This window comes from Novosphingobium sp. 18050 (assembly GCF_902706195.1).
Classification (GTDB): Bacteria; Pseudomonadota; Alphaproteobacteria; order Sphingomonadales; family Sphingomonadaceae; genus Novosphingobium.
This window is the reverse complement of record NZ_CACSJO010000006.1, coordinates 88,391-104,329: the sequence shown is the minus strand read 5'-3', so window position 1 is coordinate 104,329 and position 15,939 is coordinate 88,391. Positions and strand designations below refer to the sequence as shown.

Genomic DNA, 15,939 nt, shown 5'->3' with positions numbered 1-15,939 from the left:
TCTTGTCCACCCCGTTATCGTGTTGCCAGCGGCGCCCTGACGCCGCGGCGCCGATCGAGTGCCGCCCGCCGTTCCGCTGCCCGCGCCTGGCCTTCGATCACTGCTGCATTGCCATCACCGCCACCCGACAGATGCGCGCTGAGCGTCTGGACGGTTGGAAAGCGGAAGATGTCGGTCAGCGGCAGCGGCCGGTCGAGCGCGGCGCGCAGCTGACGGTGGACTTGCACCGCCAGCAGCGAATGACCGCCGATGTCGAAGAAATTGTCGTGCGTGCCGACCTTGTCGAGCTTGAGAACCTCGCGCCAGATGGCCGCCACCCGCTCCTCCATGGCGTCTCCCGGCGCGACATAGTCGCCACCGGGAGAAATCGCACCGCCCTGCGGGGCAGGCAGGGCACCGCGATCGACCTTGCCGTTGGGCGTGCGCGGCAGAGCCCGCATTTCCACGAACACGGCCGGCACCATGAACTCCGGGAGATGTACGCGCATGTGGTCGCGCAGTACGTCGACAGGGGTATTGGCAACGTTTGCTGGTACATAATACCCGACCAGCCGGACATCCCCCGGAGTGTCCTCCCTGGCGGAGACAATCGCTTGCTCCACTTCGGGGTGACTGCTGAGCACCGCCTCGATCTCGCCCAGTTCGATGCGATAGCCCCGTATCTTGATCTGGTGATCCAGCCTTCCCAGGAATTCGAGCGTGCCGTCGCTGCGCTGCCGCGCGAGGTCCCCGGTACGATAGGCACGCGCGCCCGGACGGAAGGGGTGGGCGATGAACCGCTCCGCCGTCAGTTCGGGCCGGAACAGATAGCCGCGCACCACGCCCTCACCGCCGATCACCAGCTCACCCGGAATGCCCGGCGGGCAGGGCTGCTGGCGGCTGTCGAGGATAAAGACCTGCTGGTTGGCGAGCGGACGTCCCAGGGGCACTGCACCGGGTGCCCCGTCCAGCTTGTGGACGGCAGACCAGATGGTGGTTTCCGTCGGCCCGTACATGTTCATGACGGACGTTCCGGCGAGCGCGTAGAGATCCTGTGCGAGGGAAGGCGGAAAGGCTTCTCCGCCGATCATCAGGCGCTGGAGCTTCGCCAGCTGCGCACGCGCTGCGTCGTCTGCGACCAGCATATGCGCCATTGAAGGGGTGCATTGGAGATGCGTGACCTCATGCCGGGCCATCAGCGTGGGCAGCGTGGCGGACTGGACCGACGGTCCCGGGTTCGCCATCTGCCGCAGCGCGTCGAGCGCGGGCAGGTGGTCGAGCACCTGCTGCACCGGCAGGCCGAAGTCGATCAGGCAGCCGATCTCGTCGATGCCCGCCGCCCGGACCCGAGCAACCATCGCCAGGCAGTTCTGCGGCGTGCCGAACAGGCCGCTGGTATCGTAATAGCGGTCGAAGGCATATTCCAGGAGCGAGTCCATCTCCGCCTCGGTGACGCTGGAGAGGTCGGCGTGGGCGCTCGATTCCTCCATGCCGGGGCGGCGCTTGAAAGCCGGGAAGGACCAGGCGAACTTCTTCACCAGATCGGTCGAAGTACGCAAGTAAGCGATCATCGGCCCGCGCACGGCCTCGCGAACGGCTTCGGCATCGTTGCCGACGAAGCTGTGCAGCATCAGCGTAACATGACCCTCGCCGGGATGACCCGCCGCTTTCCACGCCTCGCGGTAGCGGGCGACCTTGGCCGCCATTTCCTCCACCGTCTGGCCCAGCAGGTGGGTAAGGACAAAGGTTCCCGCCGTGCCTGCCGATACGAAAGTATCGACGTTGCCTGCCGAGGTAATCCATACCGGAAGCTCGGGCTGGACCGGGCGAGGGTAGATCGCCGTTTCCACGTCGCTGCCGAGCGGACCGGGGAAGGGCCGCGTTTCACCGCGCCACAGGGCGCGCACCGTATCGATGCCGCGCATCATCGCGGCGTTGCGATCGGCGAAGTTTTCGGGCCGCAGCACGAAGTCGTTGGGTTGCCAGCCAGCGGCGAAGGAAATGCCGACGCGACCTTGCGAAAGGTTGTCGACCAGCGACCATTCCTCGGCCACGCGGATCGGATGGTGCAGCGGCAGGACAACGCTGCCGCCCCTGATCTGGACATTGCTAGTGATCGCGGCAATCGCCGCGCTGGCGACCGATGGATTGGGGTATAGACCGCCGAAGGCATGAAAATGCCGCTCCGGCGTCCAGACGGCGGTGAAGCCATGATTGTCCGCAAACTTCGCGCCTTCCAGCAGCAGGCGATACTGGTCGGCGGCGCTGCTGGCATCGGCGCTGGGGAAGTAGAAAAGGCTAAACTCGACCGGCGTCTGCGCCGCCGCGATCGCCGGGGCCGCCTTGATATCGTCGTTCGTGGCAAGGACCACATGAAAGCCCGTGGTGAGCGTCCAGCACAGTTCCAGGACCGAAATATCGAAGCTGAGGCTGGTCACCGCCAGCCATGTGCCGGGGGCCTCCAGCTTGCGATCCATGCCCGCGAAGAAGTTCACCGCGTTGCGGTGTTCCACCATGACGCCCTTAGGCTTGCCGGTGGAGCCCGACGTGTAGATCACATAGGCCAGGTTCTCCGGCACGGCGAGTGCCGGAACCGGCTCGCTGGAACGCTCTGCGATGAAGGGCCAGTCGCCGTCAAGGCACAGGATCGTCGCGTCGGTCGGCGGCAGGGCGTGGACCAGGGCGCTGTCGGTGATGATGATCGACGCGCGGGAATCCGCGATCATGTAGGCAATCCGGTCCGTCGGATAGCTCGGGTCGAGCGGCACGTAAGCGCCGCCCGCCTTGTGGATCGCCACTAGGGCGACGACAAGGTCGACCGAACGGTCGGCGTTCAGCCCGACCAATACGTCCGGACCGACACCCAGCGCGCGCAGTTGATGGGCCAACTGGTTGGAGCGGGCATCAAGCTCTGCATAAGTCAGCGTCCGGTCGCGGCAGGTCACGGCTGGAGCATCGGGCATGCGTGCCACCTGCTGCGCGAACAGGTCGTGGATGCATAAATCCCGGCGGATTTCCACGTCGGTCGCGTTCCAGTCCTCGATCACGCGGCGCAGCTGATCCGGGTCCATCAAAGGCAGTTCACCTACCGGACGGTCGGGATCGGCATCGGCGGCGGCAAGCAGCGCGAGGAAGGCGGACTGCATTGTCTCGATTGCTTCACCGTCGAGGCGGCGGGGATCGTGGAACCAGCGGCAGGCGCTTCCATCCGAAAGCAGGGCGATGGTGAGGTCTGCGGCCGGGCGGGCAGCCGCCTTGTCGAGGTCCTCGACCAGCAGGATGGCGACGGGCAGGGTAGAAGGATCGCCGCCCGCCTCAGCCTGAGGTGCCAAACGCAACTCGGGACTGCGTCCGAAGAGGTCTGCGGCATGGCCGATCCGACGGCGGATCTGGCGTATCTCGGTGCAGAGCGCTTCGCGCAGGTTCGAAATGCCGCGAGAGAAGTCGATGTCGATGCCCAGCGGCAGTTGGGGCGAAAACCACGCCTCCAGCCCGCCATACTGGCTCATCAGGATCGGGTCGGTATAGCCCAGGTCAAACCTGGGTTTATCGGTGATGCGGCCGAGGCTGGCGACCAGCGCCGCCAGCACAGCGCGGTCGCGCGCGGGATTCGGTGTTGCCCCGCCGGGGACCGCCAGATCGCGGTGGGCCATGTTTGGCGAAGTGTCGGTCCCGCTGCGATCGACATGCGGCAGCAGCAGCGGCTCGCGGCGGGCAAGCCGCTTGCGCCACCAGGGTTCGAAACTGCCGACGGCGGCATTCAGCGTCGACAGGTCCGCCCGCTGCTGCGGGCTCGGGATGTCCAGCCTTGCGCAGGGCTTCAGTCCATGTTCGCCGGGACGGCAGGGCAGGCCGCCGCAAGTGGTGATCGCGCCGATCCGCAAGTCGTGCGTCGCGGTCGCCACGACCAGTTCCTCGCCTTGGATCGAGACGATTGTACCGGCGGGCAATCCCGAGCAGGCAGGCTGGATCGAAGCCATGCCGACCAGCAGCACCTGTCCGTCGATACTGAGCTTCGGCGTGCCGAGCGGATTGGCATAGCTGCCATGGTCGAGTGCCCGCACGATCCGCGCGATGGCCTGGGCATCGCCGTTCCAGTCGATCATTCCGGCCCCGGCAGGCCGGGCGGTGAGGCCATAAAGCTGGCCCGGCGCATCGTCCTGCGGGCGCGGTACGATCGTGTCGGTTTCCAGACCCATGATCAGGGCGTCGAAGCTGTCGAGCGCGGTGATGAAGCATTTGGTATTAACCGAAAGTGCGCTGTCGTCGGCGTCGAGGTCGACCGGGCGGGTCAGCAGAAGGTCGCCTGCATCGACGTCCGCCGTCATCAGGTGCCAGCTGATCCCGTGCCGTGTCTCGCCGTTGAGCAGCGCCCAGACGGGCGTATTGAGGCCGGCATAACCGGGCAGCAAGCCGTCATGAAAGTTGATCGCGGCGCGGCGGGGCAAGGACAGGATTTCTGCCGGCAGACGGCGCAGATTGGTGATGCTGAACAGGTAATCGAATGGAGGCAGGCCAGCGTCGATCAGCGCCGACGGCTTTCCCAGCACCGGTATGCGTTCCTGCCCCGCCCAGTCGAGGATCGGGCCCTGATCGCTGACGATAGCGACGATCTCATGCCCGCGATCCCGCAGCTTTGCAGCGCATTCGGTGAGTAGTCTCTCCGAGCCGATCAGGACGCAGCGCGACCTCATGCCCATCCCCGATGCGGGGCCGGCGAATGTCATGAAAACACCACCGGAACGGAGCGGCGACGCGCAGCCGGCACGCCGATGACGAGCGCGCCAAGGAGAAGCATCGCCAGCATCCAGGTGTCGACGTTCCACTCAGGCCCGGAGACCTCCGGGGGGCATGCGCCCTCCGGTAGCAGCATCGGGCTGTCACCTTTGCCTGCGGCCTGCCCATGGCTGGTCGCTGCGTCGACGGTGCAATGCGCATCGCCGCCGCTGGGATGCCCGACGGCGTTGGCCGGGGCGCTTGCCATCAAGGCAACGGAAATCAGAAAACTGGAAACGACGAGACGCATTTGCCCCTCCACCGCATGAATATGCGTTGTTGATGGTCGATCGAAATTTCGGAGATCGCCTGCCATTTTGTAAAACGGATTCGGCTGGATCGTTATTTGATGTTTTACGGTATCACTTATCACCACATCGATTTTTACTTGTATTCTACCAATTCGCTTTTCTTGACTAGGGGGCGAATCCAGTACTTGGATTGCTCCTGAAAATTCGGAACTCTGAACACCCAACACAGTCGCGCGGGCAGTAATTGAACCACACGATGGCCTTGCATCGTCTTTCTACACCTCGCTCAAGGCTTGCGACTGGTACGTACCCAGAGGGTCTGCCTGGCACCGGCAAGCCGGCGATATATCGGCAGCTTCCACAGGACGTAGCGGGGCAGCTGCCTCGCTATCGCAGCGGGCAGGATGTCACGCCCCAAGCGAAACCAGACGAGTACCAGTGCCGCCGCCGCCGCCGCCGCCACACCCAACAGGGCGAGCAATGGAGCAAAGGTGCCGGTGAACATTGCGATAATGGCCAGTAACAAGCAGATCGGCACCGTCAGGCCGGCGAGCAGCGCGAGCGGCGGTACGGCAATGTCCGCTGCCAGCACCAGCAGGGCGGGGCGGCCGCGCAGCGCAGCGCTTGTCAAGCGGGGCAGGTACTGCGCCATGGTCGCGATCGAGCCATGCTCCCAGCGGGTTCGTTGGCCTTGGGTGGCGCTTTCCGCGCTCGCACCGCTGGTAAAGACGGCGAGCGGATCGAACTGTACTTTGCGTCCCGCCAGCCTGAGATCCAAACCGAGCTTGAGATCCTCTACCAGCGAGGCGGTTTCGAGCGGTGCGGTATCGAACATCGGCCAAGGAAAGGCCATGCCCGTGCCTTGCAACAGCGCACCGCCGCCAAGGCGTTGCAGACCGGTCTGCCGAACCAGATTCTTGACCAGGAAGGCGAAGATCGAAAACCGCACTAGTGGCGTCGCATCAGGGGTTCCGGTCAGGAGGTAGCATCCCTGCACTGCCGCGCTCTTGCCCGCCGCATGGGCGGCAAGACGGGGCAAGGCGCCCCTTGCGGGCAGGCAATCGGCATCCAGAACGATGACGATCGGGGGCGGCTGCAAACGCAGCGCCTCCCGGCCGCGGACAAGAGCATAAGCCTTGCCGCGCAGGTCGGGGGCATTGCGCTCAACCACGTCCGCGCCGCAGGCCTTGGCCATGGAGGCGGTATCGTCGGTGCAGTTGTCGGCCACCACCAGCACCCGGTCACAGGGACGCAGTTGCTGGCGCACCGCGCGCACGACGGCGGCGATGCCGATCACTTCATCATGAGCCGGGATCAGCACGGTGAACGGGGGGGGCAGAATATAGGGCGCCTTTACCGAAGGCGAAGCCCCCAACATGCATTCGGCCGCCAGTATGAACAGCGGCAGTCCGACAACGGCGGCGAGCGCCCAGCAGAGGATATCAACCATGGCCTAGGCCAGCGGACGCAGGAGATCGGCCAGGTCCGGCACATTCTCATCGATGTCATGTCCGGCCCTGACGCGCTGGCGGCCTACTTCGCCCATGGCGCGCAGTTGCTCGCTCGGTGCTTCGAGCGCGGCGATCATCGTGTCGGCCAGTGCGGTGACCGAACCTGCAGGGATGACCCATCCGGAATCGCGGTCGACCAGCTCCGGGATACCGCTGATCGCGGTGGCGATCACCGGCCGGCCCATCGCCAGCGCTTCCATGATGACGACCGGCAGGCCTTCGGCGAAGCTGGGCAACACCAGTGCGCGCGAGGCCAGCAGTTCACGCCAGATGCTGCGGGGGTCGAGCCATCCGCTCAAAGTGACGACATCTTCCAGGCCGCGGGCCTTGATCTGCTCTTCCAGCTCGGCACGCATCGGCCCGTCGCCGATGATGTTGAGGCGGAACTCATGCGTCTGCGCCACGATGGCGGCTGCCTCGATCAGCAGCATGATGCCTTTTTGCGGGCTGAGGCGCGCCACGCAGACCAGACAACTGTCGGTCAGCCCGGTATCGATGATCGGCGTCACCGCGTGCATGAACAGGGGGTCGCTACCGCAGCGCACCACCGCGATCTTCGACCAGTCGCGGGTGGCGGACCAGCGCATGATCTGGCTGCGACCGAATGCGCTGATTGCAACCACGAAGCGGGCGTCGGCGACTTTCTCGCCTATTTCATGGCTTTCGGGCGCGTCGAATTCGTCCGGCCCGTGCATCGTCAGGCTATAGCTGAGCTGGCCGAGACGGCTGGCGATGCGGGCGACGGTGGCGGGATTGGTGCCGAAATGGACATGGACGTGACGGATGCCCGCCCGCTCCATCTTGTCGGCGAGGCGACATGCCTCCAGGAAATAGGCGGTGCACCGGACGAGCCCCCGAGTACTGTGGCGAAAAGTAGTGGCGGTCACCGACAATCCGCGCATGAAGGCACGCGGTTGCCGAACCAGCCTGTGCATGGCGGACCACAGCATGCCCGCGACGTTGCCGTCCAGCAGGGTCGTCGTCTGGGCACGTTCGTCCTCGTCGGTCGGATCGGCGAAGTCATCGGGCGACGCGCGGATCGTGAGCCGGGTGACGTCGAAATCCATCCGTTCGAGGGCGAGTATCTCATTGCGGATGAAGCTATGGCTGATCTTGGGATAGACGTTCGTGAGATAGGCCACGCGTGTTCTGCAAGGTCCGGCCATTTCCGGGGCGGCCCGGCCGCAAAGCGGTTCCTCTCCGGCAACATGGGTCATTCGGGACGGCCTTGTAGCAACGCGACCGGGGCGAGATGTCGAAACTGAAGGCGCAAGGGCATGCTCTTCCTCTTCACGTGGCGCGGCGCGCGCAGCCTTTGCATCATAGTGACGTGCTGCGCTGCGGGATAACATCCAACCTTATCGCCCCCGGAAAGCCAGTGGTGACCTTCCCCCTTCCGATATTGGCCAACGTAGATCGTAGACTGTGGTGCAGGCCGGATGCCGGATAGCGTGGGGTTGCCGACGCCGCCGGGCCAGTAGTGCCGTGATGGCGCGTGCCGAGGGTCTGGCGGAGACGAACATGCGGATCTTGCTGGTTGCCGAAAATATCTCGCTGCGGCTGAGCGGAGAAACCCTGCTCCCCTGCTGCTATTTCGAGCAGTTCGTCGCCGCAGGCGAGGATGTGCGCCTGCTGTGCCATGAGCGAGTCCGCGAGGACCTGCGGGCCGATCTTCCTCCCGATCAGTTTGCGCGCGTCCGCTTCGTGAAGGACAGGCCGCTGCAGAACCTGCTGTTCCGGCTCGGGCGGAGGTTTCCCTACCGCGTCGAGGACCTGGTCTTCAACCAGCTGATTCAGATCGTCACCCAGTGGCACATGCGCCGCATCGCCCGCGACATGGTACGCGAATTTGATATCGACGTGGTGTTCCAGCCAGCGCCCATCGCGGCAAGGGCGGTCAGCTTCATGCACGGGCTCGGCGCGCCGGTGGTCATCGGCCCGATGAGCGGGGGCATGAACCTGCCGCCCGCATTCCGGCGCATGGACGGCCCCGTGGTGCGCTTTTCCATTGCCGCAGCCCGCTTCGGCTCTGCCGCGCTGCACCGGCTGTTTCCCGGAAAACTGCGCGCCGCCGCGCTGATCGTCGCCAATGAACAGACCCGCGCCGCCTTGCCCGGCGGCATTCGCGGCAAAGTCCATGAAGTGATGGAAAGCGCGGTCGACCTCGAACGCTGGGTCCAGCGTCCCGTTACGGAAAAGGCTTCGAACGAGCCCACGTCCTTCATCTTCTGCAGCCGCTTCGTGGACTGGAAAGGCATCCGCCTTCTGGTCAGCGCCTTTGCTCCGCTGGCGCGGTCGGGGAACAGCATGCTCCACCTGGTTGGTGACGGCGAACTGTTCGAGGAAATCCGCGAGCAGGTTCGGCGCGAGGGGCTGACCGGCAGGGCCATCCTGCACGGACGGGTCGACCGCGATCGTTATCAGGAAATGCTGCGCGAGACGGATGTCTACGTCACCCCGTCGCTGCGCGAATGCGGCGGTATGGCGATGATGGAGGCTATGGCGGTGGGACTGCCGGTGATCGGCATCGACTGGGGCGGGGCCGCGCAATACGCCGCGCCCGATTGCGCTCTGCTGGTCAAGCCCACGTCCGAACAGGCGGTGATCGATGGTCTGACCGCGGCCATGGCACGCATGGCTGCGTCGCCCGAACTGCGCCGTTCGATGGGCGGCGCTGCGCGGCGTCATCTGGAACAGGCGGGGCACGGCTGGGCAGACAAGGCGCAGGCCGTGCTGGGCGTGCTGAGGGAAGCCGCCGACGGTTCGGGCCGCAGCCGCGCCCGCCCGAGAACAACCAGCGAGGCACAGACCGCCTCGCCCTCATTACAGGTGGCCCGCTGACATGGCGACGAAAGCAATGGACCCCGCCGTCGATATCATCTTCTACACCCGCCAGCTACACAACGGCGGGGTCGACAGGGTGGTGTTCAATCTTGCCGGCGAATTCCTGCGGCGAGGTATCAAGTCCTCGATCGTGGTCGATGTCGACAATCCCCATTCGCCGTTTCGCACGCTCATCCCCGAGGGGATCGGCTACGACGTGCTAGAGGCAAAGGGCCCGATCGCGCGGCTGTTCAAGCTGCGCAGCTACTTGCGCAAATCCCGACCCAGCGCGGTCATGTGCGCCAGCTTCGGTTTTCCCAATCTCTACGCGGTTGTCGTGCGCTGGATCTCGGGCCTGCGGTTTCACCTGATGCTGACCGAGCACTGCTTCCCCTCGGTCGACCGCGCGGGGCCGAAGCCGTGGCAGTCGCGCTACTGGTTCTTCCCGCTGGCGCACTACCTCTACCCCTTTGCCGACCGCATCGTCGCGGTGTCCAAAGGGACGGCGCTCGACCTTGCCAAAGTGATCGATATCGACCCGAAAACCATCTCCTGCATCTATAACCCGCTCGTCAGTGACGGGCTGATCGAGCAGGCAAAGGAGCCGGTCGACCACCCTTGGTTCGCGGACGACACGGTGCCCATCATCATTGGCGTGGGACGGCTGGAGCCGCAGAAGAACTTCTCGCTGCTCATCCGCGCCTTCGCGCGGGTACGCGCGGAGATGCCCGCCCGACTCGTGATCCTGGGAGACGGTTCGGAACGCGACATGCTGCGAAACCTCGTCGCCGACATGGACCTGGGAGAGGACATTGCCCTGCTGGGCTTTGTGCCGAACCCTCACGCCTATGTCGCCAAGGCAGACCTGATGGTCCTCTCGTCCGATTTCGAGAGTCTTGCCAACGTCGTGATCGAGGCCCTGGCGGTCGGCACGCCCGTGATCGCCACCGATTGTCCGTCCGGCCCTGCCGAGGCGCTGAACCATGGGCAATGCGGTACGCTGGTTCCCGTCGGCGATATCGGCCGGATGAGCGCTGCGATACTCGAAGCTCTGCGCGAAAGGCCCGCGCCGATCGCGCGGGGCTGGCTGGACCAGTTCAGTGAACGCGAAGTCGCGGACAGATATCTCGACCTGCTTGCGTTGGATGCGAGGTGATGGGTGGACGCGCTCCGGTCGCCTCCCTCCCCCACATCTCCCGTTTTGGCGCAACTGACGGGGCTGCGCTTCGTGGCGGCCTTCGCGGTCCTGCTTTCGCACCTCGATTTTCTTGGCAGCGATCCGGGATCATGGGCCAGCGGGATCTACGAAACGCTGTTTCGACAGGGCTATTGCGGGGTTTCATTCTTCTACGTCCTTTCCGGGTTCATCCTGAGCCATGCCTATGGCAGCCGACTGGCCAGCGGGGAGACGGGGCTGCGGTCCTATTTTCTGCTGCGGATCTGCCGGATCGGCCCGCTGCACTGGATCATGGCGCTGTTCTTCCTCGCATGGCTGGCGGCGGCGAAAGGCGCGGTGCCGGGACCCGGCACAATCGGGCTGAACCTGCTGCTGCTGCACGCATGGTCGCCCGACTTTACCGTTCACTACGCGCTGAACGGTCCGTCGTGGAGTCTCTCGGACGAGCTGTTCTTTTACGCCGCATTCCCGTGGCTGAGCCGGGTGCCCACCCGAGTTCTGGCGCCGTGCCTCGCCCTTGGCGTGATGCTCGTCACCGCGCTCGCGGTTATGGCGATGATGTGGCAGCCGGGCTATTCGCCAAGGCTGGAGTGGCTGTTCTACGTCGCCCCGCCCGTGAGGTTGGCCGATTTCGTCACCGGGATGCTGCTCCATCGCGCCTGGCGACAGGACTGGGGCCGGCGGTTGGCAGGGACGACGGCAGAGCTGTGCGTGACCCTTGCGATCCCGGCCGCGATGGTGGGATTTTCGCTGGTCGCCTTGCCGATGCCGCTGCGCTGGCAGCTTGCCTATCTGCCGCTGATGGCCGCCGCCGTGCTGGTCTTCGCACATGGCCGGGGCGCTGTTTCGCAGGTCCTGCGGGGCCGCTGGCCTGTGCTGCTGGGCGAGGCTTCCTTCGCGCTTTACCTGACCCATCGGCCCCTCGTGACGCTGGTGGCTCGTCTGTGGGGCGGCGATCCGGCATTTGCGCCCGCGCTGGCTGCGATACTGCCGCCGGTCTGCATCGCGCTTTCGATAGCGGTGTTCCTGCTGTTCGAAAGGCCGTTGCTGCGCCGTCTGCGGCGGCGCCTGCGGCAGAGGGGACAGGCGCATGATCCGGCAGGGGGCGGGCTGAAAGCATGGCAACCGTCCTAGAACACCCGCCCTGGCGCCGCGCTATCCAGAGCGGTGTCAGCCTGGTGGTGATCACCATCGTCGCCTCCAACGTGCTGCGCATTGCCAGTACGCTAATCCTCACCCGCGTCCTCTCGCCCGTCGACTTTGGCGTGGCGGGGCTGACCGGGGCGATCCTCAACATTCTGCTGATGATCTCCGACGTGGGATTCGGCGTCTACATCGTGCGCCATGCGCAAGGTGACGACCCCCGGCTGCTGGATGTCATCTGGACGCTGCGCCTACTGCGCGGAGCGGTGCTGACGCTGGCCATGGCGGCCTGCGCCGAACCGCTCGCCATGCTGCTGGGCAAGCCGGCGCTGACCATCGCCATCGCCGTGACCGGCATCAATTTCGTGCTCGACGCCTGTTCCTCGCTCGCCCCTTTCAGCGCAGTGCGGGAGGAACGGCTTTTCATGCTCAGCATGCTCGATATCGCCAGCGCCGTCAGCCAGACGGTGACGGGGATCGTGCTGGCCATCGCGCTGCACAGCTACTGGGCCATCATCTTCGCCGGGCTCGTCGGCGCCACGATCAAAGCCGTGCTCAGCTACGTACTGTTTCCGGGCTCCTTGCGCCGGTTCGCTTTCGACCGGCATGAGGTGGGCGAGCTATGGCATTTCGGGCGGACGATCGCGGGCGCCAATACCATTCAGGTGCTGCTCTCGAACGTCGACAAGATCGCGCTTTCACGCATCTTTCCGCTTTCGCTGTTCGGTCTTTATTCGCTGGCCGCGAACCTGTCCGGCGTCGCTTCCGGTTTCACCACGCTCTATCCCAGCCGCATCCTGCTGCCCGCCTTCGCGCGGGCATATCGCGAGGATCCCGGTTCGATGGCGCATGCCTATTACGACAGCCGCCGCACCCTGACGCTGCTTTACATGGTTGCCATGGGCGGGTTCATCAGCATGGCCCCGGCGGTCGTCAACCTGCTCTACGACCCGCGCTATCAGGCGGCGGCGACGTACCTGCAACTCCTGGCTTTGGCACCTGCAATGGCGATGAACATCTATGCCGCCCGCGAAGTGCTGATCGTCGTCGGCCGGGTGCAGGCGCTGCTTTACGGCAATCTGGTGCGCCTGACCTGGCTGATCGTGGTCGGGACTTCCGCGTTCCTTGCCTTCGGCCCCATGGGTCTGGTCGGGGCGGTAGGGTGCATCGAGGTGCCGGTGCAGGTCTACTGCTGGCACGAACTGCGCAGGGCCGGTCTGTTCCGGGCAGGGCAGGAAGCACTGATCCTGGGCGCTCTGGGGTTCGGAGCGGTCCTCGGCATCGTCGGCGACAAGCTCTACTTCATGCTCGTCGCGGCCTGAGGCGTAAAGATCGGGCGCATCGACGGGGCTGCGGCGCGCATCACCACGCGACTTACCAGCCCGGCACCGGCCGCCAGCAGCACCACATATGTCGTTTCGTTCCGTCCGTAGCTGGTGGTGACGAGGCTGGCCATCAGGCCGATCAGCCCGGCGAAGCTCGCCGTTGCCGCAGCGCCAGCATCGCGGCCCAGCGCCGGTCCGCGGACGAACAATACGCCCAGCACACCGACCAGCATCGCGTAATAAAGCGAGGCACCGAAGACGCCTCCGCGCATCAGGATCGTCAAGGGCTGGTTGACGAGATCGATGATCCCTTCACCCTGCCGCAGGCTTTCCAGATTGTCGTAGATATCCGTCATGCTGAGGCCGGTTATCCAGTTTTCCCGCGCAAGCGCGAGCCCCCGCGACAGGAGTTCGGAGCGGTAGTCGACCGATCCGGCCGCATCCTCGCCCGTACCCATGGAGGCGGCCAGTGTGGGGATCACGCGCGACAGCGCCAGCAGCACGGCGCCGCAGATCGGCACCGCCAGCACCAGTTTGAACAGCCCGGTCCATCGCCGCTCCTGCACCATGCAGGCGACCAGCCCGGCAATGATGACGATGTAGCCGATCCGCGCCAACGTGAAGAAGACGCCCGAGGACAGCAGTACCAGCACCGCGAAGAACGTGAGCCTCGATCCGATATACTTGCGCATTGCCACGGCGATCACGACTGCCATGCCAAGGAACAGGGAGAGGCTGGTGGATTCCCCGAAGCTCGCCCGTGAACGGACAAGGCCGCCGCGCTGCTTGGCGTAACCGGAACTCGTTTCGGGATCTGCGCCTATGCCTTGCGGCATGGTGTCGTAAAGCAGCCAGTGGCGAGGGGCCTCGAACGTCGCGATCAGCGCCAGTATGCAGCCACCCAGCAGGACCGCCAGCATCAGGTCCCCCGGCGAGCGCGACCGAATGAAAGCGCGACTGACCGCCAGATAGGGCAGCCCCAGGTTCAGGATGATCTGGTTGCAGGCACGGATGGAAAACGTGAGGTCGTTGCCCCGGCAATCCATGAAGGCCTGCACGGCCATCATGCTCAGGAATAGCATGTCCCATGCCTGAAGCCTCGGCTCCAGCAGCCGTTGCCCCGAGAGCATCATGGCCAGAACATAGCCGATACCGAGCAGGTGGACGTAGTTGAGCTGGGCAAAGGTCAACCCGCCGATGGCAATCGTGTAGACCATCATGGGCATCAGCGGCAGGCACAGCAGAAACAGCTGACTACGCAGTTCCAGCGCCTGCGTGGCGGGGAGAATCAGACCGGCGCTGCTGACGGCAGGTGCCGCAACTATCAGGAGGATGACGCCGGCCGCGAAGATCGCATAGTGCAGCCCGAACGTGCCGAGGAGCGGAAGCGCCAGCACGATCGTCATCTGGTGCGGTCCGCATAGCGTATGCAGTCGCCCCGGCAAATGACGAAAGCCCCAGACCACGGCGGCGGTCAGCATCAGGATCGCAAGATAGGCCATGGTTCAGCTCGCAGCGCATAGCAGGGAGGGGCGGGGGCCGCCGTCCCGGACCCAGTCATAGACCTGGCCGATCTGTTCGGCCTTTCGGTCCCAGGTGAAAGTCGATTGTACCCGCGCCACGGCAGCGTCTCCTAATCGGTCCAGCTTTTCAGGGTTGGCGAGGACATCCAGCAATACGGTGCGCAGGCCTTCGGCCAGCGCCTCGGGTCCGTCGAAGGGGACGCGGATGCCCGTCTCGTCGTCCATCAGTTCGGTGGGGCCGCCATAGTCGGCCACGATCGGCGCCACGCCCAGCGCCATGGCTTCCAGCACTACGCCGCCGCCGAATTCGCGGATGCTGGGACAGGCGAGGAAATCGCAGTCGACCAGCAGCGTCTGGACCTCACGGTGCGGGACCTCGCCATGGAGTGTTACCGCATGATCCACACCCAGGTCCCTGATGAGCGCGGCTATGCTCTCCCGCTCCGGGCCATCGCCAATGATGTCGAGGTGCAGTTCGCGTTTAGCCAGCATGTCCCATGCCGCCCGGATCAGCACATCGGCGCATTTGTAGGGAACCAAGCGGCCAACGAAGGCCCCTCGCAGCGGCGCCTTGGCGCGGCGGGTGCGGCGCAGGCCGAAGCGGGCGGGGTCGATACCGTTCTCGGGCAGGTGAAAGCTGCGCGGCTGCGCCTTCGCGGGCAGCTCTGACAGGGTGTAGAGCGAACCCGCCAGGATCGCGGCGGCATCGCGCCGGGTCGCAGCATACCCGGGGAGCCACTTGTAGGCTCCGCGCAGCCGTGACAGCCACTCGCGCTCGCGCAGCATCCGGTCGGCAAAACCGGAAGGCCATGGCAGCCCTCCGTTCAGCGGGCCGACGACCAGCGGCACCCCGATCCGCTTGAGCTTGCGTGCCAGGAAGGAGGGCGTTGTCGGGCTCATCGGGGTCAGCCGGTGGACGATGTCGTATGCGCCCGCCTCCAAAGCCGGACGGAAACGATCCCAAGCCGCTTTCTCGAAAGCATAGCAACCTATCGGGGCAAGTGCCTGATAAATAGTCCAACCGCGATTATCGCTAGCCCCTAGAAACCGGGCGATGCGGAAAATCCGGCGGACCATCGGTTCGGTGTCGATGATCGTGAAGTCGCGGTCCTCCTTCCAGCCCAGCGCTGCGATCGCAGGGCGGTTGCGGATATGCGTCACGAGATGGACCTCAGCCTGCCGGGCCAGCGCCTCGGCAATGCACCAGGCGACCAGCGGCACGCTTACCATATCGGGGTTGGCTATCTCCGCGAGCAGCAGGATGCGCCGGGGCTTTGGGTGCGGCGCAGGATCTGGCCCCGGACCGTGATGTTCCGAAATCTGCCCGGTACTTTCAACCACCATAATACGGATACCTGTCAGCGCCGGGGTGAACGGCTAGAATCGCGGCGGAAGAAGGACTTGCCGAACGCCGGGTCCGTCCCGGCAGCG

The 15,939-nt window shown here is 65.1% G+C and carries 10 protein-coding genes; 4 read left to right on the top strand and 6 right to left on the bottom strand.

The genetic code is table 11. The features are described from left to right. Positions 1-14 precede the first annotated feature (14 nt). From GVL61_RS08560 to GVL61_RS08545, 4 genes are all read right to left on the bottom strand, one after another. A complete protein-coding gene (locus tag GVL61_RS08560; RefSeq protein WP_235037586.1) occupies positions 15-4,706 on the bottom strand; it encodes a MupA/Atu3671 family FMN-dependent luciferase-like monooxygenase in 4,692 nt (1,563 codons plus the stop codon). Further along, a complete protein-coding gene (locus GVL61_RS08555; RefSeq protein ID WP_159978966.1) occupies positions 4,703-5,128 on the bottom strand; it encodes a hypothetical protein in 426 nt (141 codons plus the stop codon). The genes GVL61_RS08560 and GVL61_RS08555 overlap by 4 nt, the downstream gene beginning before the upstream one ends. A gap of 164 nt (positions 5,129-5,292) precedes the next feature. Then, positions 5,293-6,456: a glycosyltransferase family 2 protein gene (locus tag GVL61_RS08550; RefSeq protein ID WP_159978964.1), complete on the bottom strand. Its 1,164-nt coding sequence runs from the start codon at positions 6,454-6,456 to the stop codon at positions 5,293-5,295. 3 nt (positions 6,457-6,459) lie between these two features. After that, positions 6,460-7,734 (bottom strand): glycosyltransferase family 4 protein, encoded by a 1,275-nt coding sequence (locus GVL61_RS08545; RefSeq protein WP_235037585.1) that lies wholly within the window; start codon positions 7,732-7,734, stop codon positions 6,460-6,462. 304 nt (positions 7,735-8,038) lie between these two features. Here GVL61_RS08545 and GVL61_RS08540 point away from each other — a divergent pair, with 304 nt between their 5' ends. From GVL61_RS08540 to GVL61_RS08525, 4 genes are read left to right on the top strand one after another with little or no spacing between them, the layout of a single operon-like run. Further along, positions 8,039-9,358 (top strand): glycosyltransferase family 4 protein, encoded by a 1,320-nt coding sequence (locus tag GVL61_RS08540; RefSeq protein ID WP_159987252.1) that lies wholly within the window; start codon positions 8,039-8,041, stop codon positions 9,356-9,358. 1 nt (position 9,359) lies between these two features. Further along, entirely contained in the window at positions 9,360-10,496 is a 1,137-nt protein-coding gene (locus GVL61_RS08535) for a glycosyltransferase (protein ID WP_159978958.1), read from the top strand. Positions 10,497-10,499: 3 nt separating this feature from the next. Next, positions 10,500-11,651 (top strand): acyltransferase, encoded by a 1,152-nt coding sequence (locus GVL61_RS08530; RefSeq protein WP_159987253.1) that lies wholly within the window; start codon positions 10,500-10,502, stop codon positions 11,649-11,651. After that, the gene (locus tag GVL61_RS08525; RefSeq protein WP_159978954.1) at positions 11,636-12,982 is read left to right on the top strand and encodes an oligosaccharide flippase family protein; all 1,347 of its coding nucleotides are present in this window, start codon (positions 11,636-11,638) and stop codon (positions 12,980-12,982) included. Before GVL61_RS08530 ends, GVL61_RS08525 begins: the two co-directional genes overlap by 16 nt. Here the strand turns inward: GVL61_RS08525 and GVL61_RS08520 are convergent. Then, on the bottom strand, positions 12,958-14,487 hold the full coding sequence (locus GVL61_RS08520; RefSeq protein ID WP_159978952.1) for an O-antigen ligase family protein: 1,530 nt from the start codon (positions 14,485-14,487) through the stop codon (positions 12,958-12,960). The two genes, GVL61_RS08525 and GVL61_RS08520, sit on opposite strands and share 25 nt — an antisense overlap. A 3-nt stretch (positions 14,488-14,490) precedes the next feature. Then, positions 14,491-15,852, bottom strand: coding sequence for a glycosyltransferase family 4 protein (locus tag GVL61_RS08515; protein ID WP_159978950.1), 1,362 nt, complete (start codon positions 15,850-15,852; stop codon positions 14,491-14,493). Positions 15,853-15,939: the final 87 nt, after the last annotated feature.

Excerpts from the sequence above, each read along its gene's own strand:
- GVL61_RS08560 (WP_235037586.1), bottom strand. The coding sequence starts at position 4,706 with ATGACATTCGCCGGCCCCGCATCGGGGATGGGCATGAGGTCGCGCTGC.
- GVL61_RS08550 (WP_159978964.1), bottom strand. The coding sequence starts at position 6,456 with ATGGTTGATATCCTCTGCTGGGCGCTCGCCGCCGTTGTCGGACTGCCG.
- GVL61_RS08545 (WP_235037585.1), bottom strand. The coding sequence starts at position 7,734 with ATGACCCATGTTGCCGGAGAGGAACCGCTTTGCGGCCGGGCCGCCCCG.
- GVL61_RS08540 (WP_159987252.1), top strand. The coding sequence starts at position 8,039 with ATGCGGATCTTGCTGGTTGCCGAAAATATCTCGCTGCGGCTGAGCGGA.
- GVL61_RS08535 (WP_159978958.1), top strand. The coding sequence starts at position 9,360 with ATGGCGACGAAAGCAATGGACCCCGCCGTCGATATCATCTTCTACACC.
- GVL61_RS08525 (WP_159978954.1), top strand. The coding sequence starts at position 11,636 with ATGGCAACCGTCCTAGAACACCCGCCCTGGCGCCGCGCTATCCAGAGC.
- GVL61_RS08520 (WP_159978952.1), bottom strand. The coding sequence starts at position 14,487 with ATGGCCTATCTTGCGATCCTGATGCTGACCGCCGCCGTGGTCTGGGGC.
- GVL61_RS08515 (WP_159978950.1), bottom strand. The coding sequence starts at position 15,852 with ATGGTGGTTGAAAGTACCGGGCAGATTTCGGAACATCACGGTCCGGGG.